The organism is Enterobacter sp. GER_MD16_1505_Eko_090 (assembly GCF_003331015.1).
In the GTDB taxonomy this organism is placed as follows: domain Bacteria; phylum Pseudomonadota; class Gammaproteobacteria; order Enterobacterales; family Enterobacteriaceae; genus Enterobacter; species Enterobacter roggenkampii.
The window spans coordinates 236,040-255,305 of record NZ_PUQF01000003.1 but is presented as its reverse complement, the minus strand read 5'-3'; the positions used below and the strand labels follow the sequence as shown (position 1 = coordinate 255,305).

The window sequence follows — 19,266 nt, the reverse complement described above, 5'->3', positions numbered from 1 at the left end:
GGTATGGAAAATTTACTGGCGCTGACCCTGGCCGATGAAACGCCGGAACAGAAAGAGGGGGATGGCCCCTCATTTCGCTGGCGGTGGCTGGGGCGCGGGGTGCTTGAGCTGACGCCGACCGCAAAGAGCGATCTCTCGCTGCTGCTTTCAACGGGCATTCACGGGAATGAAACGGCGCCCGTTGAGATTGTCGATCTGCTGCTGCGCGCGCTGTATCGCAATGAAATTGCCCTGAAGTGCCGCGTGCTGGTGGTGCTCGGCAATCCCCCTGCGCTGGCGCAAAATAAACGGTATCTGGTGAGCGACATTAACCGCATGTTCGGCGGGCGCTGGTCGCAGTTTCCGCAGAGTGACGAAACGGCGCGGGCGGCGTGGCTGGAGAATGTGGTGACCGCGTTCTTTGCCGCTGCGGGTCCCGTGCGCTGGCATCTGGATCTGCATACGGCCATCCGCGCGTCCTACCATGTCCGCTTCGGCGTGCTGCCGCAGCGCAATCAGCCGTGGGAGGAAGGTTTTCTGAGCTGGCTGGGAGATGCCGGGCTGGAGGCGCTGGTGTTTCACCAGTCGCCGGGCGGAACCTTTACGCACTTCACCTGTGAGCACTTTGGTGCGTTGTCCTGTACGCTGGAGCTGGGGAAAGCGCTGCCGTTTGGGCAAAACGATCTCACCCGCTTTGCGCCAACGCATCTCGCCCTGCGGGCGCTGCTGGGCGGGTCGGCTCCCGAGCCTACGCACCAGACCGTTGAGCGTTACCGGGTCGTACAGCAGATCACGCGCCGCAGCGACGCCTTCCTGCTCCACATGGCCGCACACACCCTCAACTTCACCCCGTTCCGCAAAGGGGCGCTGCTGGCCGAGGATGGCGAGGAACGTTACGAGGTGCAGAAAACCACCGAGTATGTTTTATTCCCTAACCCAACCGTCGCGTTTGGCCTGCGTGCCGGGCTGATGCTGGAAAAAATATCCTGAACCTTTCCCCTCTCATCATCCGGGAGGGGAAGTTAAATACCTTTTCTTAGCAATTAAAGCGCGTGAACGTGTTTTGCAGAATATTCCTGGTGAATTGCTTTATTATTCACCTTCACTCCGTTATACTTTTGCTAAATCGCTTTAAAATCATCGTATTGAATATTTTTGGTTGCAACTCTCCACGCTTTATCCTTATTTCCTCCACATTTGGCGAAAATTTGTTTTTTACACTTTCATTGTTTTACCGTTGCTCTGACTAATTGACGATAAACCCCGTAAAGTTAATCTCGTCAACACGGCATAGCGCCGAAGAATAACTGAAAGAAAGGAAATAAATTATGCGTAAGTTTACTGCACTGTTTGTTGCTTCTACCCTGGCTCTGGGCGCTACCAGCATGGCGTTCGCCGCAGATACTGCGACCACCACCGCTGCCGCGCCTGCTGAAGGCAAAATGATGATGCATCATAAAGGCCCGGGTATGCACAACGAGATGATGATGTTTAAGGATCTCAACCTGACGGATGCGCAGAAACAGCAGATCCGCGATATCCGGAAAAGCGAACGCGACCAGATGAAACGTCCGCCGCTGGAAGAGCGTCGTGCCATGCATGACATCATCGCCAGCGACAGCTTCGACAAGGCGAAAGCCGAAGCGCAGATCGACAAAATGGCCGAGCAGCACAAAGCCCGTATGCTGGCTCACCTGGAAACCCAGAACAAGATCTACAACATTCTGACCCCGGAACAGAAAAAACAATTTAATGCGAATTTTGAGAAGCGTCTGACAGAACGTCCGGCGATGGAAGGTAAAATGCCAGCACCAACCGAATAATCGGTTCACTCTCTTAAGACCGCCGGGATCCTGTCCACAAAAGCGCAATCGCTGTGGACAGGACCGGCGGTTTTTCTTTCCTGCCCTCTTGTCTGCCGCCGCCAGCGCGGTATGCTCCTGTAGTCGCATCAGAGAATGTTTGTAGAGTCATGGCGTTAGAATTTTTATTAACGTTCCGCTAAGGCCTGCCCGCTCTGCTGCCGATACTGTGTTGTGAATACCTAACGATAACAAACAAGACAGCAACGATAGCAATATCCTTGCCCTGGCACGGGTTGTGCCATTCAGGAGTGGTGATGGAGTTCTTTGATATCCGTAAGATGCCGGTCAGCCTCTGGCGCAATGGTGCGGGTGAAACGCGTGAGATTTGTTGTTTCCCTCCCACAACGCGCGATTTTCACTGGCGCGCCAGTATCGCAACTATCGCCAGCAACGGCGAATTTTCCTCTTTTCCCGGCGTCGATCGGGTAATTACCTTGCTGGAAGGCGGGGAGGTGACGCTGGATGCGGGCCAGGCGTTCTTCCATACCCTGAAGCACCATCAGCCCTACAGCTTTGCCGGCGACCTGCCGGTGAAAGCGCTGCTGTCCGATGGGCGGATGGCGATGGACTTCAACATCATGACCCGTCGCGACTGCTGCCGGGCGAAGGTGCGCGTGGCTGACCGTACCTTTACCACCTTTGGCACACGCGGGGGCGTGGTGTTTGTGTTAAGCGGGGCGTGGCAGCTGGGTGATAAATTGCTGACGGCCGATCAGGGCGCCAGCTGGGAGGAGGGTACCCATACGCTGCGTCTGCTGGAGGCTCAGGGTACCTTATTGTTCAGCGAAATCACGTGGCTGCCAGGCCATTGAGCTCAATGATTTCAAACTTACCGGCCAGGACAGGTTTACAGAGAATTTTGTAGCCATCGTGGTCAAATCCGGCGGGCGTGCGCAGCAGGGTTGCCGCGTCGTTGATATCGTCGACAGCGCCCAGCCAGAGCCAGTTATTGACGATGTGATATTGGGTCATCGCGTCACCCACTTCTTTTAGCGCTACGGCGCTTTCCCAGGGCCAGCACTTCACGCTGATGGCCGCCAGACCGGCGAGGAGCCGGGCGTGGTGCGCCTCAACGCTCTCTTTCCCACAGCAGGCACCGGCACAGCGCTTCAGCGCGGATCGGAAACAGGCGCGTCCGCGCGTGGTTGCCTCCAGGCCCAAAAGGCTGTAACAAAGCTGGAGCTCGTCCGCCAGCGTCTGCAGCGCCTGAAGTGCCGCACGTTTATTGGCGAACAGTCCATAGAGATTCGGGGCATGAGAAAAATCGACGTCGCGCACGTAGACGACCTGCGGCTTGCCTTCGTTGATCTGCAGGGAGCAGAGCTGACGGTTGCGGCGCAGGCGCTTGTTGAACAGCGGCTGCTGCTCTTTAATCAAACGCGCCTCCAGCAACAGCGCGCCCATTTCTCCTGCCGTCTGGAACCAGGTAATGCGTCGCGACTGGCGCAGCATGGCGGCCTCGTCCGGGGTACGCAGATGGGATAACACCCGACTGCGAATGTTAACGCTCTTGCCGATGTAAAGCGGCAGGGTGTCGCTTTCGCCGTGAAAGATGTACACGCCCGGCTGTTTAGGCAGTGCCTCAAGCCAGGGGCGAAGGTGCTCGGGATATTCGTAGATAGCCGCCGCTTCAAACTCAAGACGCGGGGCGGATTGACGCCTGCTCACATACTGCTCCATATACTGTTCAGGTATACAGTGTAGCAGGAGTGTGGTGGTTAAAAAAGAGCCGGGTGGCGGCGACGCCTTACCCGGCCTACAAAACGGGGTTACCGTTTTGCGTTTATTTCCAGAAGTCGTCAAACACCGTAATTGGCGTGTGGCGCTTGTGCTCGGTTTTCAGATACCAGCCTTCGATGATCTTCGCGGTACTCTCATCCAGCTTTTTGCCTTCCAGATAATCATCAATGTTGTCGTAGGTGACGCCAAGAGCCGCTTCATCCGGCAGGGAAGGGCGATCGTCCTCCAGATCGGCCGTCGGCGCTTTCTTATACAGATGCTCAGGACAGCCCAGCGCGGCAAGCAGCTGCTTACCCTGACGCTTGTTCAGGCGGAAGATCGGGTTGATGTCGGTGCCGCCGTCGCCGTACTTGGTGAAGAAACCGGTGATCGCTTCTGCCGCATGGTCGGTGCCGACCACGACGCCTTTGGTCATCCCGGCAATGCTGTACTGCGCTTTCATGCGCTCGCGGGCTTTCTCGTTGCCGCGAACAAAATCGCTTAACTCAATGCCCGCTTCGCGAAGCGCCTGCTCGCTTGCCAGCACGGAGCCTTTAATATTGACGGTCAGCACGCGGTCAGGCTGAATGAAGGCGATTGCATCCTGGCAATCCTGCTCGTCCGCCTGTACGCCATATGGAAGACGCACGGCGATAAATTGCAGGGTTTCATCTCCCGTCTCCTCGCGCAGCTCTGAAATTGCCATCTGGCAGAGCTTACCGGTCAGCGTTGAATCCTGGCCGCCGCTGATGCCCAGCACCAGAGATTTCAGGAAAGAGTTCTTCTTTAAATACGCTTTTAAAAAATCCACGCTGCGGCGGATCTCTTCATTTGCATCTACCGCAGGCTTCGCGCCCAGCGCCTGGATAATCTCTTGTTGCAGAGTCATCACGCTCTCCATAAACAGAATGTGTTAACTGTTAAAACTAACCCTTTGGACGTAAAACGACAAGGATCACAGTTTCGAGTGCGCTAATTTACGCCGTTTTAGCAGGTTATCGTTGTTTTATTAGAATTTTCCGAAATTCGTCTGGCGTAACGCACAAAGTTGAACAATAGTACTTTTTATCCCATGCTTAGATAACACGCTGATAAACAAGAGGACGGAATATGAACAAGAACGTAGCAGGAATTCTTAGCGCAGCGGCGGTACTGACTATGCTGGCAGGGTGTACGGCTTACGATCGCACCAAGGATCAGTTTACGCAGCCCGTAGTAAAAGATGTCAAAAAAGGGATGACCCGTTCGCAGGTCGCTGCGATTGCCGGTAAACCTTCTTCCGAAGTCACCATGATTCATGCGAAAGGCACCTGCCAGACCTACATCCTGGGTCAACGTGATGGTAAGGCAGAAACCTACTTTGTCGCCCTGGATGATACCGGTCATGTGATCAACTCCGGCTATCAGACCTGTGCTGAATACGATACTGACCCGCAGGCACCTAAGGCGTAGTCACCCTGCTTGCCTGAGGATGTTAACAAACCGGCCCTGAGGCCGGTTTTTTTATGCATCGGAAAATCTTATTTCTTTTCGCGAATTATTTGCCCGAAATGTGAGGGTAGTCAACAAGCCAGGTCAATGAGAGACAATTTGAGCCTGTTCAGAATTATCCCCTGTCTGTACCATTGCGTATACTCACTCCAACGATAAACAACAGTACGCAAACTACCTGTCTGCCGGGACAGCGAGTCGAGTGAGAACGCGACGGCAGGTAGTCATACAAGAGGGAAATTACGATGGAAAAGAAACATATTTACCTGTTCTGCTCAGCGGGCATGTCAACCTCGCTTCTGGTGTCAAAGATGCGTGCGCAGGCTGAAAAGTATGAAGTCCCTGTGGTGATCGAAGCGTTCCCGGAAACGCTGGCGGGCGAAAAAGGTCAGACAGCCGATGTTGTTTTACTGGGACCGCAAATTGCCTATATGTTGCCCGAAATTCAACGACTGTTACCCAATAAACCGGTCGAAGTGATCGACTCGGGGCTGTACGGCAAGATTGATGGTTTAGGTGTTCTTAAAGCTGCTGTGGCAGCGATTAAAAAAGCTGCTAATTAATTTTTATTTTTCCCGTCAAAGAGTTATTTCACACACAATACGCCGTAACATGCGTTACGGCATTTAAGGGTATTTTCCTATGAGTAAAGTCATCGCTTCACTTGAAAAGGTACTCCTTCCTTTTGCTGTTAAAATAGGAAAGCAGCCTCACGTTAATGCCATCAAAAACGGCTTTATTAAATTAATGCCGTTGACGCTGGCCGGGGCCATGTTCGTTTTAATTAACAACGTTTTTCTGAGCTTTGGTGAAGGTTCCTTCTTTTATTCATTAGGAATTCGGTTAGACGCTTCCACAATTGAAACCCTTAATGGTTTTAAAGCCATCGGCGGCAACGTCTATAACGGTACGTTGGGGATTATGTCGCTGATGGCGCCTTTCTTTATTGGGATGGCGCTGGCAGAAGAGCGTAAGGTGGACCCGCTGGCCGCCGGGTTATTATCCGTCGCCGCCTTTATGACAGTGACCCCGTACAGCGTCGGTGAAGCCTATGCTGTGGGCGCCAACTGGCTGGGTGGGGCTAACATCATCTCCGGTATTGTTATCGGCCTGGTGGTGGCAGAGATGTTCACCTTTATTATCCGTCGCAACTGGGTGATCCGTCTGCCGGATAGCGTACCGGCCTCCGTTTCCCGTTCATTTTCCGCGTTGATTCCAGGCTTCATTATTCTCTCTATCATGGGGATTATCGCCTGGGCGCTCTCTCACTGGGGCACGAACTTCCACCAGATCATCATGGACTCTATCTCTACGCCGCTGGCGTCTATGGGTGGCGTGGTCGGTTGGGCGTACGTGATTTTCACCTCTCTGCTGTGGTTCTTTGGCGTGCATGGTTCACTGGCACTGGCCGCGCTGGACAGCGGAATTATGACCCCGTGGGCACTGGAAAACGTTGCACTGTATCAGCAGTACGGCTCCGTTGACGCGGCGCTGGCAGCGGGTAAAACTTTCCATGTGTGGGCGAAGCCGATGCTTGACTCCTATATCTTCCTGGGCGGTACCGGGGCAACCTTGGGTCTGATCATCGCGGTCTTTATTGTCTCTCGTCGCGCAGACTACCGTCAGGTCGCGAAGCTGGCGCTGCCATCAGGCATCTTCCAGATTAACGAACCGATTCTGTTCGGTCTGCCAATCATCATGAACCCGGTCATGTTCATTCCGTTCATCCTGGTTCAGCCGCTGCTGGCCGCTATCACCCTGACGGCGTATTACATGGGCATCATTCCTCCGGTCACCAACATTGCACCGTGGACCATGCCAGCGGGTCTGGGTGCCTTCTTCAACACCAACGGCAGCGTCGCAGCCTTCCTGCTGGCGATATTTAACCTCGGGATTGCCACCCTGCTGTACATGCCGTTCGTGGCGATTGCGAACAAAGCCGCCACCATCATTGATGAAGAAGAGAGCGAAGAGGATATCGCCCTCTCACTGAAATTCTAAGATTGACGGCGCGGGGAGACCCGCGCCAGCCACAAGGAGCTTAAAGATGTTAGATTTGGATAATATTGTCGCAGACGAAGCCGTCGAGAACGATCTCGAAGAAGTGGTGATGGGGCTTATCATCAACTCCGGGCAGGCCCGCAGCCTGGCCTACGCCGCGCTGAAGCAGGCCAAGCAGGGGGATTTCGCCGCGGCGAAAACCATGATGGAACAGTCCCGCACGGCGCTGAACGAAGCGCACCTGGTGCAGACAAAGCTGATTGAAAGCGATCAGGGCGAAGGGAAGATGAAGGTCAGCCTGGTGCTGGTCCACGCGCAGGATCACCTGATGACCTCGATGCTGGCACGTGAGCTGGTGGCGGAGCTCATTGAGCTTCACGAGAAGATGCAGTAAGTCAGACTGAGTAGCAGGAGGTCAGCACGATGGAAATTAAAACCGCACTTGAACAGCAGCTGTTTAATGGCAAAAATTTTCACGTGGTTATCTACAACAAGACGGAGAGCGCCAGCGGTCTGCATCAGCATGACTACTACGAGTTCACGATTGTTCTGACCGGCCGCTACTACCAGGAGATCAACGGTAAGCGCGTTCTGCTTGAACGAGGGGATTTTGTCTTCCTGCCGATGGGGTCTTATCACCAGAGCTTTTACGAATTTGGTGCCACCCGCATTCTGAATGTGGGCGTCAGCAGACGTTTCTTCGAGAAGCACTATCTGCCGCTGGTGCCGTTCTGCTTTGTGGCCTCCCAGGTTTATCGCGTCAAAAACGAGTTCATGACCTGGATTGAAACGGTGACCTTCTACGTGATGAACCGGCTGCGCCATCATCGTGAAGAGCAGCAGGTGACGGATGATATTCCGCAATGGCTGCGCAGCACCGTTGAGCTGATGCACGATAAAAGCCAGTTCAGCGAAAATGCGCTGGAAAATATGGTCTCCCTGTCGGGCAAATCCCAGGAATATCTGACCCGCGCGACGCAGCGTTATTACCGTAAAACGCCCGTGCAAATTATTAATGAAATCCGCATTAATTTTGCTAAAAAACAGCTGGAAATTACCAACTATTCTGTCACCGATATTGCATACGAGTCAGGATACAGCAGCCCCAGCCTGTTTATTAAAACCTTTAAGAAATTGACGTCATTCACACCGAACAGTTACCGGAAAAATTTGACGGTAATTAATTAACTGTCGGCGGATTACCCGCCACGAATATTGCTTTAATGGCTTGCCCAAATAGCGGGAAGAGCACGCTATACCTTGCAGGCGATTAACCTGATACGCTAAGGGAGATATTATGCAGAAGAAATTAAAAGTCGTAACCATTGGTGGCGGCAGCAGCTATACCCCGGAATTACTCGAAGGTTTCCTGAAACGTTATCATGAATTACCGGTCAGCGAATTATGGCTGGTGGACGTTGAGGAAGGTCAGGAGAAGCTGAATATTATTTTCGACCTGTGCAAGCGCATGGTGGAAAAAGCGGGCGTGCCTCTGGCCGTGCATAAAACCCTCGATCGTCGTCTGGCGCTGAAAGATGCGGATTTCGTCACCACCCAGCTGCGCGTCGGCCAGCTGAAAGCGCGTGAGCTGGACGAGCGTATTCCCCTGAGCCACGGGTATCTGGGGCAGGAGACCAACGGCGCGGGCGGCCTGTTTAAAGGCCTGCGCACCATCCCGGTCATTTTCGACATCGTCAAAGACGTGCAGGAGATCTGCCCGAACGCGTGGGTCATTAACTTCACCAACCCGGCCGGTATGGTGACCGAGGCGGTCTATCGTCATACGAACTTCAAGCGCTTTATCGGCGTCTGCAACATTCCGATCGGCATGAAGATGTTCATCCGCGACGTGCTGGCGCTGACCGACAGCGACGATCTCTCCATCGATCTGTTCGGCCTGAACCACATGGTGTTTATTAAAGATGTCATCGTGAACGGGGAATCGCGCTTTGCCGAGCTTCTCGACGGCGTGGCCTCAGGTCGTCTGACGGCGGCATCGGTGAAAAACATCTTTGACCTGCCGTTCAGCGAAGGGCTGATCCGCTCGCTGAATCTGCTGCCTTGCTCGTACCTGCTTTACTACTTCAAGCAGAAAGAGATGCTGGCCATCGAAATGGGCGAGTATTATAAGGGCGGCGCGCGTGCGCAGATCGTTCAGAAGGTCGAAAAGCAGCTGTTCGATTTGTATAAAGACCCGAACCTGAACGTCAAACCGAAAGAGCTGGAGCAGCGCGGCGGGGCCTACTACTCCGATGCGGCGTGTGAAGTGATCAACGCCATCTACAACGACAAGCAGGCTGAGCACTATGTCAACGTCCCGCATCACGGCCATGTCGACAATATTCCGGCTGACTGGGCCGTTGAAATGACCTGCATCCTGGGGCGCGAGGGGGCTAAACCGCATCCCCGTATCACCCACTTCGATGACAAGGTCATGGGGCTGATTCATACCATCAAAGGCTTTGAAGTGGCAGCAAGCAACGCGGCGCTGAGCGGGGAGCTCAATGACGTGCTGCTGGCCCTGAACCTCAGCCCGCTGGTGCATTCTGACCGTGACGCGGAGCAGCTGGCCAGCGAGATGATTCTGGCGCATGAAAAATGGCTGCCGAACTTTGCCGCCACGATCGAGAAGCTGAAGTTCAAACAGCAATAAGAGGGCGCACAATGGAAAACCTGCTGATCGTTAATGCTGATGATTTTGGTCTCTCGAAAGGTCAGAACTACGGCATTATTGAAGCCTGCCGCCGGGGGGTTGTGACCTCTACAACGGCCCTGGTTAACGCTGAGGCGTTTGAACACGCGGCGCAGCTGAGCCGCGAGGTGCCAGAGCTGGGCGTCGGCATGCATTTTGCGCTGACGCTCGGGATGCCGCTTTCGCCAATGCCGGGCCTGACGCGCGACGGCCAGCTGGGTAAATGGATTTGGGAACGGGCGGAGCAGGGGGCTCTGCCGCTCGAAGAGATTGCCCGCGAGCTGGAGTGCCAGTTCAACCGCTTCGTTGATGTGTTTGGTCAGACGCCGACGCATATCGACAGCCATCACCACGTGCATATGATCCCGGCGATTTTCCCGCTTGTCGCCGGGTTTGCACAGCGCAAAGGCGTGGCGATGCGCGTGGATCGCGAGGTGCACGGATTGCCGGACTGCACCGTTACATCCACTGAGGGGTTCAGCAGCGCGTTTTACGGCGACGAGATCGACGACGCGCTGTTCCTGAAGGTGCTGGATGATTCCGCCGCACGGGGTGAACGGTCGCTGGAGGTCATGGCACATCCTGCCTTTGTCGATAACACCGTGCGTAAAAGCGCCTACTGCTGGCCGCGTCTGGCGGAGCTGGACGTGCTGACGTCGGCCTCGCTGAAATACGCGATTGCCGAGCGCGGGTATCGGTTGGGGACGTTTAGGGATCTTTGAAATAAAGCCCGGTGGCGGCTTCGCCTTACCGGGCCTACAAAACCAATCGAATGTAGGCCGGGTAAGCGCGAGCGCCACCCGGCTTTTTTTACGCCGGAATCTGATCGATCTTACAGCTGCGTGACCAGACGCGGTGCGCGGCGAGCAAATCAAACAGCTTAGTCATGAAGGCATCGTCAACGTTATCGCCCTCGACAATGCCGTCCTCACCCTGATCGGCCACCTTCAGCTGCGCTTTAAACTGTCGCGCGTCGCCGGACAGCGCGATCGGTTTCAGGTGCTTATAGGCTTCCAGCAGATAATAGACGGCGTCGCCGTTGGTCAGCAGACTGGCAAGATCTCCGCCTGGCACAATCACCGCATCGACGGTGAGCGATGGCGCACCGGCAAAGGTCGCCGCGACCGGCAGCACAGAACCATCGTCGGCCGTCACCTCACCCATGCGGGAATAGAGCAGTTTGGCATGCACGCCCTGGGTTTTTAGCGCCTGCATGATCCCCAGCACGTCGCTGGCGCGGGTTTTGTCGTTCAGCAGAATGGCAACCACGCGGCCTTTAATCGAGCCGCCCGGCACCGCATACAGGCTCAGCGACGGATCTTTCTTCACGCCGTTAACCTCTTTCGGCGGAGCGAGGTTACGCTGCTCGTCGGTCAGCGTAATGCCCAGGTTGTCCGCGACGCTCTGGGCAAGCTGAACATCAATATGCGCCAGCTGATCGACCACGCGCTCGCGGATGTAGGTGCGCACCACTTTACTCAGCTCAAAGCTGAAGCCGCCGATGATGTGCTGTTGCTCAATCGGCGTCTGGCTGTTCCAGAACAGGCGAGGGTGGGCGTAATACTCGCCGAACGAGGGGCTGCGCTCGCGAATTTTATTGCCATCGATACGCTCCTGATAGGATTCGAATCCACCGCGTTTCGGTCCGGGAGGCGTTTCACGCGGCCAGTTATCGTTGATGGAGTTCGGCTCATAGTTCGCCGGGTTGGTATCAATATCCTGACGGTGCATCCCGTCGCGCTGGAAGTTGTGGTACGGGCAGGTTGGGCGGTTAATCGGAATTTCGTGGAAGTTCGGCCCGCCAAGACGGCTGATCTGCGTATCGGTATAGGAGAACAGGCGTCCCTGCAGGAGCGGATCGTTGGTGAAGTCCAGCCCCGGCACGATATGCCCCGGGTGGAACGCGGCCTGCTCGTTTTCGGCAAAGAAGTTATCCGGGTTGCGGTTGAGCACCATTTTACCCACCAGCTGCACCGGCACCAGCTCTTCCGGGATCAGCTTCGTCGGGTCCAGAAGGTCGAAATCGAACTTAAATTCGTCCTCTTCCGGGATGAGCTGCAGGCCCAGCTCGTATTCCGGGAAGTCACCCGCTTCAATGGATTCCCAGAGCTCGCGGCGATGGAAGTCCGGATCGCGCCCGGTCAGCTTCTGCGCCTCGTCCCACACCAGCGAGGCTTTACCCGCCACCGGCTTCCAGTGGAAACGGACAAACGTGGCTTTCCCCTCGGCGTTGATCATCCGGAAGGTATGGATGCCAAACCCCTCCATGGTGCGGTAGCTGCGGGGGATCCCGCGGTCTGACATCGCCCACATCACGTTGTGTAAGGTTTCAGGCTGCAGGGAGACATAGTCCCAGAAGGTGTCGTGCGCACTTTGTCCCTGCGGTATGGCCCAGTGGGGCTCCGGTTTTACCGCATGGACAAAGTCAGGAAATTTATGCGCATCCTGAATGAAAAACACCGGCGTGTTATTGCCGACCAGATCGAAAATACCCTCTTCGGTATAAAACTTGGTGGCAAAGCCGCGGATATCCCGGACGGTATCTGCCGACCCCGCGCCGCCCTGCACGGTGGAGAAACGCACAAACACCGGGGTGATTTTATCCGGGTCGGAGAGGAAATCCGCTTTGGTGATCGCTTTCAGGCTCTTGTAGGGCTGAAAGTAGCCGTGCGCCGCGGAACCGCGCGCGTGGACGATGCGTTCTGGTATCCGCTCGTGGTCAAAATGGGTGATTTTTTCCCGCAGGATAAAGTCTTCCAGCAGGGTCGGCCCGCGCGTGCCTGCGCGAAGGGAGTTTTGATCGTCAGCAATGCGTACGCCCTGATTGGTCGTGAGCGCGAAACCTTCACCGCCTTTTCGGTGTGGTTCAAGCGATTTCAGCTTGTCGTTTCCCGTGTCCGGCGATTTCATGCTTCCCGGTGCGGTAGGCTGTTCGCCCGGTGCGGAGGGACCAGGGGAGGGGCGGTGAGAGCCGTCAGCGGGGGCGAGAGAGTCCATACCCGGTTGAGATTCTTCAGTGCCATGAATGGGTGATTGATGTGTTTTATCTTTGTTCGACATTGCACGCTTCTCCTTTATCCATTGCTAAAAACCCTATTAAGGATAGAACAATGTCGCGGCATGGTTCGCGAACTAAGAGTTTTCATATGCCGTGATTAGCGAAAGGAGCCATCTCACCCACTCGGAGCGCGACGGAAGGCAGCAGGATCGGCTATCATAGAATTTTCCTGCTTCAAGAATTTGCTTTAGTGAATCCGTTGCTTATGAAACCTCTTCGTCAACAAAACCGCCAGGTTATTAGCTATGTGCCCCGCGTTGAGCCCGCGCCGCCAGACCATGCCCTGAAAGTGGAGGGCTTTCGCGATGTGTGGCAGTTACGGGGGAAATACGTGGCCTTTGTGCTGGTCGGCGAGCATTTCCGTCGCTCTCCCACCTTTACGGTGCCGGAGTCCGCACAGCGGTGGGCGATGCAAATCCGCCAGGATGAAGAGGTTGAAGAATAACAGCCATAAAAAAACCGCCATCAGGCGGTTTTTTTATTTCTAACTTGTTTAGCGGTGCGCCAGTTCGGCGTCGTCTTCACTTTCCAGAATCGCTTTGTCGGTCTGCTTCAGCCACTGGCTGGTCAGCGTACCGGCGGTCATGGAGCCGCTCACGTTCAGCGCGGTACGACCCATGTCGATCAGCGGCTCAACGGAGATCAGCAGGGCGACCAGCGTCACGGGCAGACCCAGCGCAGGCAGCACAATCAGCGCGGCGAAGGTTGCGCCGCCGCCAACACCCGCAACGCCTGCGGAGCTTACGGTGACAATCCCGACCAGCGTGGCGATCCAGACCGGATCCAGCGGGTTGATGCCGACTGTAGGAGCAACCATTACCGCCAGCATCGCCGGGTACAGACCCGCACAGCCGTTCTGACCAATGGTGGCACCAAAGGAGGCAGAGAAGCTGGCGATGGATTCAGGCACGCCCAGACGACGGGTTTGCGCTTCAACGTTCAGCGGGATAGACGCGGCGCTGGAACGGCTGGTGAAGGCAAAGGTCAGTACCGGCCAGACCTTACGGAAGTACTTCAGCGGGCTGACGCCGTTCACGCCCAGCAGGATGCCGTGCACCACAAACATAATGCCAAGGCCCAGGTAAGAGGCGACAACGAAGCTGCCCAGCTTAATGATGTCCTGCAGGTTAGAGCCGGCAACCACTTTGGTCATCAGCGCCAGCACGCCGTAAGGGGTGAGCTGCATAACCAGACGAACCAGCTTCATCACCCAGCTTTGCAGGGTATCAATCGCGGTCAGCACGCGTTCGCCTTTTGGCGCATCGTCTTTCAGCAGCTTCAGCGCCGCCACGCCCAGGAACGCGGCGAAAATAACCACGCTGATGATGGAGGTTGGGCTCGCACCGGTCAGGTCAGCAAACGGGTTCTTCGGAATGAAGGAGAGCACCATCTGCGGCACGGTCAGGTCAGCCACTTTACCCACATAGTTGGTCTGAATTGCGGTCAGACGCGCCGTTTCAGCGGTCCCCTGAACCAGACCTTCTGCGGTCAGGCCAAACAGGTTAGTGACCAGCACACCCACCAGCGCGGCAATCAGCGTGGTGAACAGTAGCGTACCAATGGTCAGGAAACTGATTTTTCCCAACTGGGTCGCGTTATGCAGGCGGGCAACGGCGCTCAGAATAGAGGCGAATACCAGCGGCATAACGATCATCTGCAGCAGCTGAACATAGCCGTTACCGACAATGTTGAACCACTGAATGGAATCTTTCAGTACTGGATTATCGGAGCCATAAATAGCCTGTAATGCCAGACCAAATACGACACCCATGGCCAGACCAACCAGCACCTTTTTCGCGAGGCTCCACTGTTTATGGCGCGCCTGCGCGAGAAGCAATAGCAATACAGCGAACACAACGACGTTCGCGATGAGTGGAAAATTCATCCCCGTTCTCCTGATTTATTATCGGGTCGGTTTTTACCGATCCTGTTGGCGGAAGGTTAGCAGAAGTGTGATGTCGCGCTTATATCCAAATGGAATGGGTTATGACAAATGGGATAGTTTTGTTGGTTTACTGTTCAATCTGGTGGTGAATAAAGCGATTGAACTGAAATTGTAGCGAATTAATCATCTGGGAAGACCAGCGGACTGCACTGTTTTCGGGCAACGTTTGCGGCATCCAGACGGCGTAAGCAAACAGCGCCATGCACAAGACGCGCTCAAGCTGGTTCCCTTTCTGCGGTGCGAGGATGGGAAAACGGAACCGCCAGCGGCAGGGCCACAGCAGCGGTACGCCCGCAGGCGTCAGCATATCGGCCAGAATATGGCTCAGATAGCCCAGCACCATCCCCTGAATGGCATCGGCGGGGACGATCCAGCTTTCGGGCACTTTTAAATAGAAAAGCGTCAGCAGGCCAAACACGGCCAGCAGGCTGTGCGTAAACCCCCGGTGGCCGAACGCGCGGGCGATGGGTTTCGATACCCACTTCAGGCGCTGTCCGAGGAACGACTTGGGGTGATCGATGTCGGGCAGCAGACAGGTCAATACGGCGGAAGGGACGATATGCCACCAGTCCCCCTGTGCCAGCACGGGGGTGAGTTCAGCGTTTTTGGCAAATACTGCGCACGCGATAGAAAAAAGCAGGTGGCCTTCCGCCGTCATGATAAAACCCATAAAACTGTCAATTCATACAGTATAGGGTTTTTATACAGTAGGCGGAAGAGGTGACGGTGTAACTGTTTGTCACAAACTGCAGGAGGGTCTTAACCGCCCCGGAGGTGATGCGCCGTGAGTTCTGCCAGTGAAATCAGCTTCACATCGGCAAGGGCAAACCGGGGATCGTGGCGGCCTTCTTCCGCAGGCACCACAATGGAGCGCATCCGCGCGGCTTTAGACGCTATCATGCCGTTAACGGAATCTTCCAGCGCAACGCAGTTGAGGGGATCCACGCCGAGCTTAGCGGCACAGTCGAGATAGACCTGCGGGTGCGGCTTGCTGTAAGGCAATTTCTCAGCGGACGCCAGCGCGTCGAAACTGTCGCGCAGTTCAAACATGATGAGCACTTTTTCCAGCATATGCAGCGGTGACGCCGAGGCCAGGCCGACCTTCAGTCCCTGGGCTTTACACAGCGCGACGGCCTCACGTACGCCGGGCAGCAGCGGCTTGCTCTCTTCTACCAGCGAAATGGCGCGGCTGATAATGCGCGCGGTCACTTCATCACGACCCGGTCCAGCCCACGGCTGTTGGGCAAACCACAGGTCAACCACCATATCGATGCGCAGGCCCAGCGTATCGGGAAGTTCATTACGGCGGCTGATGTCCACGCCCAGGCTGGCCATGACCTCCAGTTCGGCGCGATCCCACAACGGTTCGGAATCGATCAGTAATCCATCCATGTCAAAAATTGCGGCAAGAATTTGGCGCGGTGTCGACATCACAACGTCTCCTTATCCAGGGTGTTCGACAGACGATAAGTGCTAAGCACACTCTGCAATTTAGCATATTGCTTTTAAAGAGCGGGCGAAATTGATGACCAGCAGGTAGACTTAGGCACAAATAACGCGTCTTTATGAAGAGGAACTGATGACGTATCAACAAGCTGGACGCATTGCGGTCTTAAAACGTATTGCTGGCTGGGTGATTTTTATTCCTGCCGTCATTTCTACGCTGATTTCTGTACTCAAATTTATGTACGATCACAGCGAAAAACAGCCGGGTATCAATGCAGTTATGCTTGATTTTGCGCATGTGATGATTGAGATGATGCGTTTTAATACGCCATTCTTGAATGTCTTCTGGTTTAACTCACCGACCCCGGATTTTCAGCATCAGCTGAATATCGGCTTTTGGGTGATCTACGCCCTGATCTTTGTTGCGCTGGCGCTGCAGGCCTCTGGCGCGCGAATGAGCCGTCAGACGCGCTTCTTACGCGAGGGCGTTGAGGACCAGCTCATTCTGGAACAGGCCAAAGGCCCGGAAGGCATGAGCCGGGAGCAGATTGAATCCCGCATTGTTGTGCCGCGTCACACCATTTTCCTGCAAATTTTTCCGCTCTATATCCTTCCCGTGATTATCATTGTGGCAGGATACTTCTTCTTCTCACTGCTCGGTTTTCTGTAACCGATACGGGTGGCGGCAAAGCCACCCGTTCGCGTCTCAGGCGGCAAGCATGCGCTCAAGCGCTCGCTGGGCGTTAACCAGGTGTTCCCCACCAAAAAGTATGGCGCGGTTCATCAGCGTATAAAGCTGATACACCGGTTGACGATCGAGGAAGCCGGGCGGCAGGGGAGAAACCGACTGATATCCGTCGTATATCTGCGGCGGTTGTTCCGGGTGCAGCGGCAGCATGGCAAGGTCACACTCTCGGTCACCCCAGTAGCAGGCCGGGTCGAAGATATAGGGGCCGTTGGGCCCCAGCGCGCAGTTATCGGACCACAAATCACCGTGGAGCAGAGACGCCTGAGGCTGGTGAGAGGCCAGACGCTGCTGCACGTGCTCGACGATGGCATCAATATTGCCAAATTCCAGCCCTTTTTCGGCGGCAAGCTCTAGCTGCCAGCCAATGCGCTGCTCGGCAAAAAACGTCGACCAGCGGCGCTGCCAGGCATTGGGCTGTGGCGTGGTGGAGAGATCGTTGTCAAAATCCAGGCCAAACTGCGGCTGGTCGCTCCACTGATGGAGGCGCGCTAGCTGCTGGCCAAGAATGAAAGCGTTATGGGCATCCAGCGGACGGGCGGGGAGATATTCCATGACCAGAAAACTGTAATCGCGGTCGCTACCGACGGCCAGAACCTGCGGGACCGTCACCGTTTTACTGCGCGACAACAGCTCCAGCTGATCGGCTTCGGCGGTAAATATCGGAAGCAACTCACGTTCATCGCATTTTACGAAGAGATCGCGCCCTGCGTAGCGTAAATGCCACGCGGCGTGGATCTCTCCGCCTGGCAGTTCGTTACGCAGTTCAATTTCACCTTCACCCAGCTGCTCACTTAAAAGATGACTGATAGCCTGCCACATGTTGACTCTCCCATGTTGTCTGCCAGATCATAAAGTTAGCGCATTATTGCGGTAAAAAAATACGAACTAACGCACACCTGAGCGGTTTAATTTCATACAGGGCACTTATTGTTCTTTTTTCTGCCAGCTTTCCCAGGTGTCGACGTCAATTTCGGCTGGCTTGTTGGTCACACTTTCCACCAGGCTGGCGGCCAGCGCATGGACCTCTTCTTTATTCAGCGCGCCGATCAGGCCAAATGCCAGAGTGCCTAAATCATGAATATTGCCTTCGTCATCCGTCAGGGTGAGGAGAAAATTAGCCCGGGTGAAGGCATTGTTGAGCTCATTTAGCTCGGTAAGCGATGCTTCATGAAGGTTGACGGTTACGACATAACGAGTGATGTCACCACTGCTCATAATTCACCTCATTGTTATCATGGAAGTTTTCTTAGCATAGTCGATAGTTTGCGTTTGGCGACTCGGGGATGACGTTCCCCTCCATGCAGATGAAGGGGAACAGACGTTAATTTCGGGACAGGTAATCGACGATTTTTTGCGTATCGGCCAGCGAACAGAGGCGCGTGCCCTGGTTGATGGTGGCGGCGCTACCCGCCGCCACGCCGTAGCGCGTCATCTCCAGCAGTGACGCGCCCTGCGCAAGCTTAAGCGTCATCGCGCCCACCATGCTGTCACCCGCGCCAACCGTGCTCTGGCTCTTCATCGGCGGTGGAACAACCTGAACGGACGACGTTTCATCGACGGCCAGCGCCCCCTGCGGACCGAGGGAAACCACCACGCGTCGCGCTTTGCCGCTGCGTACCAGCTCCTGCGCGGCGGTGCGCACATCGTCAGGCTGCGTCAAGTCTCGGTTGACCAGCGCGCTTAACTCTTTCTGGTTGGGTTTGACCAGCTCAAGATTGCCCGGCACTAAGGCCGCCTGCAGAGCCTCGCCGCTGCTGTCGACGATGCAGCGGATACCGCGTTGCTGCGCCGCCTGAATCAGCGCGGTTAATTTTTCCGTACTGACGCCGGGCGGCAGGCTGCCGCTGACCACCAGCAGCGCGCCGCTTTCTATCGTCAGCACTTTCTCTTCAAGCTGACGAAACTCGTCATCGGTGAGTTTCGCGCCCGGCATGACAAACCGGTACTGCTCGCCGCTGGATTCCACGTGGACATGCAGGTTTTGCCGCGTCCAGTCTTTCGCCTCGACGGTCTCTACGGCCACCTGTTCATCTGCAAGCAGGGAGACCAGGTGTTCACCGGTAGCACCGCCTGCGGGGAAAATGGCCGTGGCTTTGCCGCCGAGGTGGGTAATGGCGCGCGCCACGTTGATACCGCCACCGCCGGGCTCAAAGACCGGGGCGCTACAGCGCAATTTACCTTCCGGATAAATCTGCGGCGTCAGGGTGGCGGAATCAAGGGAAGGGGAGAGCGTCAGGGTGTAGATAGAAACCATCATTACCTCCTTTTAGCATGGGTTCCTTTTAGTCTGGCACCATTTGTCAGGAAGGCAATGTAAATAAC

21 protein-coding genes are annotated in these 19,266 nt (G+C 55.4%); 12 read left to right on the top strand and 9 right to left on the bottom strand.

Features of this window, described 5'->3' with window-relative positions; all coding sequences use genetic code 11:
* Positions 1-3 precede the first annotated feature (3 nt).
* The 3 genes from astE to ves all read left to right on the top strand — a co-directional run bounded on the left by astE (position 4) and on the right by ves (position 2,656).
* On the top strand, positions 4-969 hold the full coding sequence (gene astE / locus C6A40_RS05285; RefSeq protein ID WP_045336141.1) for a succinylglutamate desuccinylase: 966 nt from the start codon (positions 4-6) through the stop codon (positions 967-969).
* 338 nt (positions 970-1,307) lie between these two features.
* Positions 1,308-1,802: an ATP-independent periplasmic protein-refolding chaperone Spy gene (gene spy, locus C6A40_RS05280; protein WP_008500682.1), complete on the top strand. Its 495-nt coding sequence runs from the start codon at positions 1,308-1,310 to the stop codon at positions 1,800-1,802.
* Positions 1,803-2,098: 296 nt separating this feature from the next.
* Positions 2,099-2,656: an environmental stress-induced protein Ves gene (gene ves, locus C6A40_RS05275; protein WP_045336139.1), complete on the top strand. Its 558-nt coding sequence runs from the start codon at positions 2,099-2,101 to the stop codon at positions 2,654-2,656.
* Here the strand turns inward: ves and cho are convergent.
* Both cho and nadE read right to left on the bottom strand, forming a co-directional pair.
* The gene (cho, locus tag C6A40_RS05270) at positions 2,634-3,524 is read right to left on the bottom strand and encodes an excinuclease Cho (protein ID WP_193550752.1); all 891 of its coding nucleotides are present in this window, start codon (positions 3,522-3,524) and stop codon (positions 2,634-2,636) included. The genes ves and cho overlap by 23 nt on opposite strands.
* A gap of 103 nt (positions 3,525-3,627) precedes the next feature.
* Entirely contained in the window at positions 3,628-4,452 is an 825-nt protein-coding gene (gene nadE / locus C6A40_RS05265; RefSeq protein ID WP_045336137.1) for an ammonia-dependent NAD(+) synthetase, read from the bottom strand.
* 221 nt (positions 4,453-4,673) lie between these two features.
* Between nadE and osmE the strand changes: the two genes are divergently transcribed.
* The 7 genes from osmE (at position 4,674) to chbG (ending at position 10,469) form a co-directional block, all read left to right on the top strand.
* Positions 4,674-5,015 (top strand): osmotically-inducible lipoprotein OsmE, encoded by a 342-nt coding sequence (gene osmE, locus C6A40_RS05260; protein WP_008500677.1) that lies wholly within the window; start codon positions 4,674-4,676, stop codon positions 5,013-5,015.
* 284 nt (positions 5,016-5,299) lie between these two features.
* Positions 5,300-5,617 (top strand): PTS N,N'-diacetylchitobiose transporter subunit IIB, encoded by a 318-nt coding sequence (gene chbB / locus C6A40_RS05255; RefSeq protein WP_008500676.1) that lies wholly within the window; start codon positions 5,300-5,302, stop codon positions 5,615-5,617.
* Between the two features lie 79 nt (positions 5,618-5,696).
* The gene (gene chbC, locus C6A40_RS05250) at positions 5,697-7,055 is read left to right on the top strand and encodes a PTS N,N'-diacetylchitobiose transporter subunit IIC (RefSeq protein ID WP_008500675.1); all 1,359 of its coding nucleotides are present in this window, start codon (positions 5,697-5,699) and stop codon (positions 7,053-7,055) included.
* 46 nt (positions 7,056-7,101) lie between these two features.
* A complete protein-coding gene (gene chbA / locus C6A40_RS05245) occupies positions 7,102-7,449 on the top strand; it encodes a PTS N,N'-diacetylchitobiose transporter subunit IIA (RefSeq protein WP_021241072.1) in 348 nt (115 codons plus the stop codon).
* 29 nt (positions 7,450-7,478) lie between these two features.
* Positions 7,479-8,243 (top strand): transcriptional regulator ChbR, encoded by a 765-nt coding sequence (gene chbR / locus C6A40_RS05240; protein WP_114191245.1) that lies wholly within the window; start codon positions 7,479-7,481, stop codon positions 8,241-8,243.
* Between the two features lie 109 nt (positions 8,244-8,352).
* Positions 8,353-9,708, top strand: a complete 1,356-nt coding sequence (locus tag C6A40_RS05235; protein ID WP_045336134.1) for a 6-phospho-beta-glucosidase — start codon at positions 8,353-8,355, stop codon at positions 9,706-9,708.
* Between the two features lie 11 nt (positions 9,709-9,719).
* A complete protein-coding gene (gene chbG, locus C6A40_RS05230) occupies positions 9,720-10,469 on the top strand; it encodes a chitin disaccharide deacetylase (protein ID WP_045336132.1) in 750 nt (249 codons plus the stop codon).
* A gap of 88 nt (positions 10,470-10,557) precedes the next feature.
* Here the strand turns inward: chbG and katE are convergent, their stop codons facing one another.
* Positions 10,558-12,807, bottom strand: coding sequence for a catalase HPII (gene katE, locus C6A40_RS05225; RefSeq protein WP_045336130.1), 2,250 nt, complete (start codon positions 12,805-12,807; stop codon positions 10,558-10,560).
* Between the two features lie 167 nt (positions 12,808-12,974).
* Between katE and cedA the strand changes: the two genes are divergently transcribed.
* Positions 12,975-13,250: a cell division activator CedA gene (gene cedA / locus C6A40_RS05220; RefSeq protein ID WP_258526576.1), complete on the top strand. Its 276-nt coding sequence runs from the start codon at positions 12,975-12,977 to the stop codon at positions 13,248-13,250.
* A gap of 48 nt (positions 13,251-13,298) precedes the next feature.
* Here cedA and C6A40_RS05215 read toward each other — a convergent pair whose 3' ends face one another.
* From C6A40_RS05215 to hxpB, 3 genes are all read right to left on the bottom strand, one after another.
* A complete protein-coding gene (locus C6A40_RS05215; protein ID WP_045336125.1) occupies positions 13,299-14,690 on the bottom strand; it encodes an L-cystine transporter in 1,392 nt (463 codons plus the stop codon).
* Between the two features lie 127 nt (positions 14,691-14,817).
* Positions 14,818-15,408, bottom strand: coding sequence for a metal-dependent hydrolase (locus tag C6A40_RS05210; protein ID WP_014883483.1), 591 nt, complete (start codon positions 15,406-15,408; stop codon positions 14,818-14,820).
* Between the two features lie 101 nt (positions 15,409-15,509).
* Positions 15,510-16,181 (bottom strand): hexitol phosphatase HxpB, encoded by a 672-nt coding sequence (gene hxpB, locus C6A40_RS05205; protein ID WP_021241077.1) that lies wholly within the window; start codon positions 16,179-16,181, stop codon positions 15,510-15,512.
* Between the two features lie 148 nt (positions 16,182-16,329).
* Between hxpB and C6A40_RS05200 the strand changes: the two genes are divergently transcribed.
* On the top strand, positions 16,330-16,866 hold the full coding sequence (locus tag C6A40_RS05200) for a YniB family protein (RefSeq protein WP_008500663.1): 537 nt from the start codon (positions 16,330-16,332) through the stop codon (positions 16,864-16,866).
* Between the two features lie 36 nt (positions 16,867-16,902).
* Here the strand turns inward: C6A40_RS05200 and C6A40_RS05195 are convergent, their stop codons facing one another.
* The 3 genes from C6A40_RS05195 to pfkB all read right to left on the bottom strand — a co-directional run bounded on the left by C6A40_RS05195 (position 16,903) and on the right by pfkB (position 19,198).
* Positions 16,903-17,763 (bottom strand): fructosamine kinase family protein, encoded by an 861-nt coding sequence (locus C6A40_RS05195; protein WP_008500662.1) that lies wholly within the window; start codon positions 17,761-17,763, stop codon positions 16,903-16,905.
* Between the two features lie 105 nt (positions 17,764-17,868).
* Positions 17,869-18,159, bottom strand: a complete 291-nt coding sequence (gene ghoS, locus C6A40_RS05190; RefSeq protein ID WP_045336123.1) for a type V toxin-antitoxin system endoribonuclease antitoxin GhoS — start codon at positions 18,157-18,159, stop codon at positions 17,869-17,871.
* A gap of 106 nt (positions 18,160-18,265) precedes the next feature.
* Entirely contained in the window at positions 18,266-19,198 is a 933-nt protein-coding gene (pfkB, locus tag C6A40_RS05185) for a 6-phosphofructokinase II (RefSeq protein ID WP_045336121.1), read from the bottom strand.
* Positions 19,199-19,266: the final 68 nt, after the last annotated feature.

Excerpts from the sequence above, each read along its gene's own strand:
- C6A40_RS05235 (WP_045336134.1), top strand. The coding sequence starts at position 8,353 with ATGCAGAAGAAATTAAAAGTCGTAACCATTGGTGGCGGCAGCAGCTAT.
- ghoS (WP_045336123.1), bottom strand. The coding sequence starts at position 18,159 with ATGAGCAGTGGTGACATCACTCGTTATGTCGTAACCGTCAACCTTCAT.
- hxpB (WP_021241077.1), bottom strand. The coding sequence starts at position 16,181 with ATGTCGACACCGCGCCAAATTCTTGCCGCAATTTTTGACATGGATGGA.
- spy (WP_008500682.1), top strand. The coding sequence starts at position 1,308 with ATGCGTAAGTTTACTGCACTGTTTGTTGCTTCTACCCTGGCTCTGGGC.
- nadE (WP_045336137.1), bottom strand. The coding sequence starts at position 4,452 with ATGACTCTGCAACAAGAGATTATCCAGGCGCTGGGCGCGAAGCCTGCG.
- C6A40_RS05210 (WP_014883483.1), bottom strand. The coding sequence starts at position 15,408 with ATGACGGCGGAAGGCCACCTGCTTTTTTCTATCGCGTGCGCAGTATTT.
- chbB (WP_008500676.1), top strand. The coding sequence starts at position 5,300 with ATGGAAAAGAAACATATTTACCTGTTCTGCTCAGCGGGCATGTCAACC.
- osmE (WP_008500677.1), top strand. The coding sequence starts at position 4,674 with ATGAACAAGAACGTAGCAGGAATTCTTAGCGCAGCGGCGGTACTGACT.
- chbA (WP_021241072.1), top strand. The coding sequence starts at position 7,102 with ATGTTAGATTTGGATAATATTGTCGCAGACGAAGCCGTCGAGAACGAT.
- katE (WP_045336130.1), bottom strand. The coding sequence starts at position 12,807 with ATGTCGAACAAAGATAAAACACATCAATCACCCATTCATGGCACTGAA.
- cho (WP_193550752.1), bottom strand. The coding sequence starts at position 3,524 with ATGGAGCAGTATGTGAGCAGGCGTCAATCCGCCCCGCGTCTTGAGTTT.
- chbC (WP_008500675.1), top strand. The coding sequence starts at position 5,697 with ATGAGTAAAGTCATCGCTTCACTTGAAAAGGTACTCCTTCCTTTTGCT.
- C6A40_RS05200 (WP_008500663.1), top strand. The coding sequence starts at position 16,330 with ATGACGTATCAACAAGCTGGACGCATTGCGGTCTTAAAACGTATTGCT.
- C6A40_RS05195 (WP_008500662.1), bottom strand. The coding sequence starts at position 17,763 with ATGTGGCAGGCTATCAGTCATCTTTTAAGTGAGCAGCTGGGTGAAGGT.
- ves (WP_045336139.1), top strand. The coding sequence starts at position 2,099 with ATGGAGTTCTTTGATATCCGTAAGATGCCGGTCAGCCTCTGGCGCAAT.
- pfkB (WP_045336121.1), bottom strand. The coding sequence starts at position 19,198 with ATGGTTTCTATCTACACCCTGACGCTCTCCCCTTCCCTTGATTCCGCC.
- chbG (WP_045336132.1), top strand. The coding sequence starts at position 9,720 with ATGGAAAACCTGCTGATCGTTAATGCTGATGATTTTGGTCTCTCGAAA.
- chbR (WP_114191245.1), top strand. The coding sequence starts at position 7,479 with ATGGAAATTAAAACCGCACTTGAACAGCAGCTGTTTAATGGCAAAAAT.
- C6A40_RS05215 (WP_045336125.1), bottom strand. The coding sequence starts at position 14,690 with ATGAATTTTCCACTCATCGCGAACGTCGTTGTGTTCGCTGTATTGCTA.
- astE (WP_045336141.1), top strand. The coding sequence starts at position 4 with ATGGAAAATTTACTGGCGCTGACCCTGGCCGATGAAACGCCGGAACAG.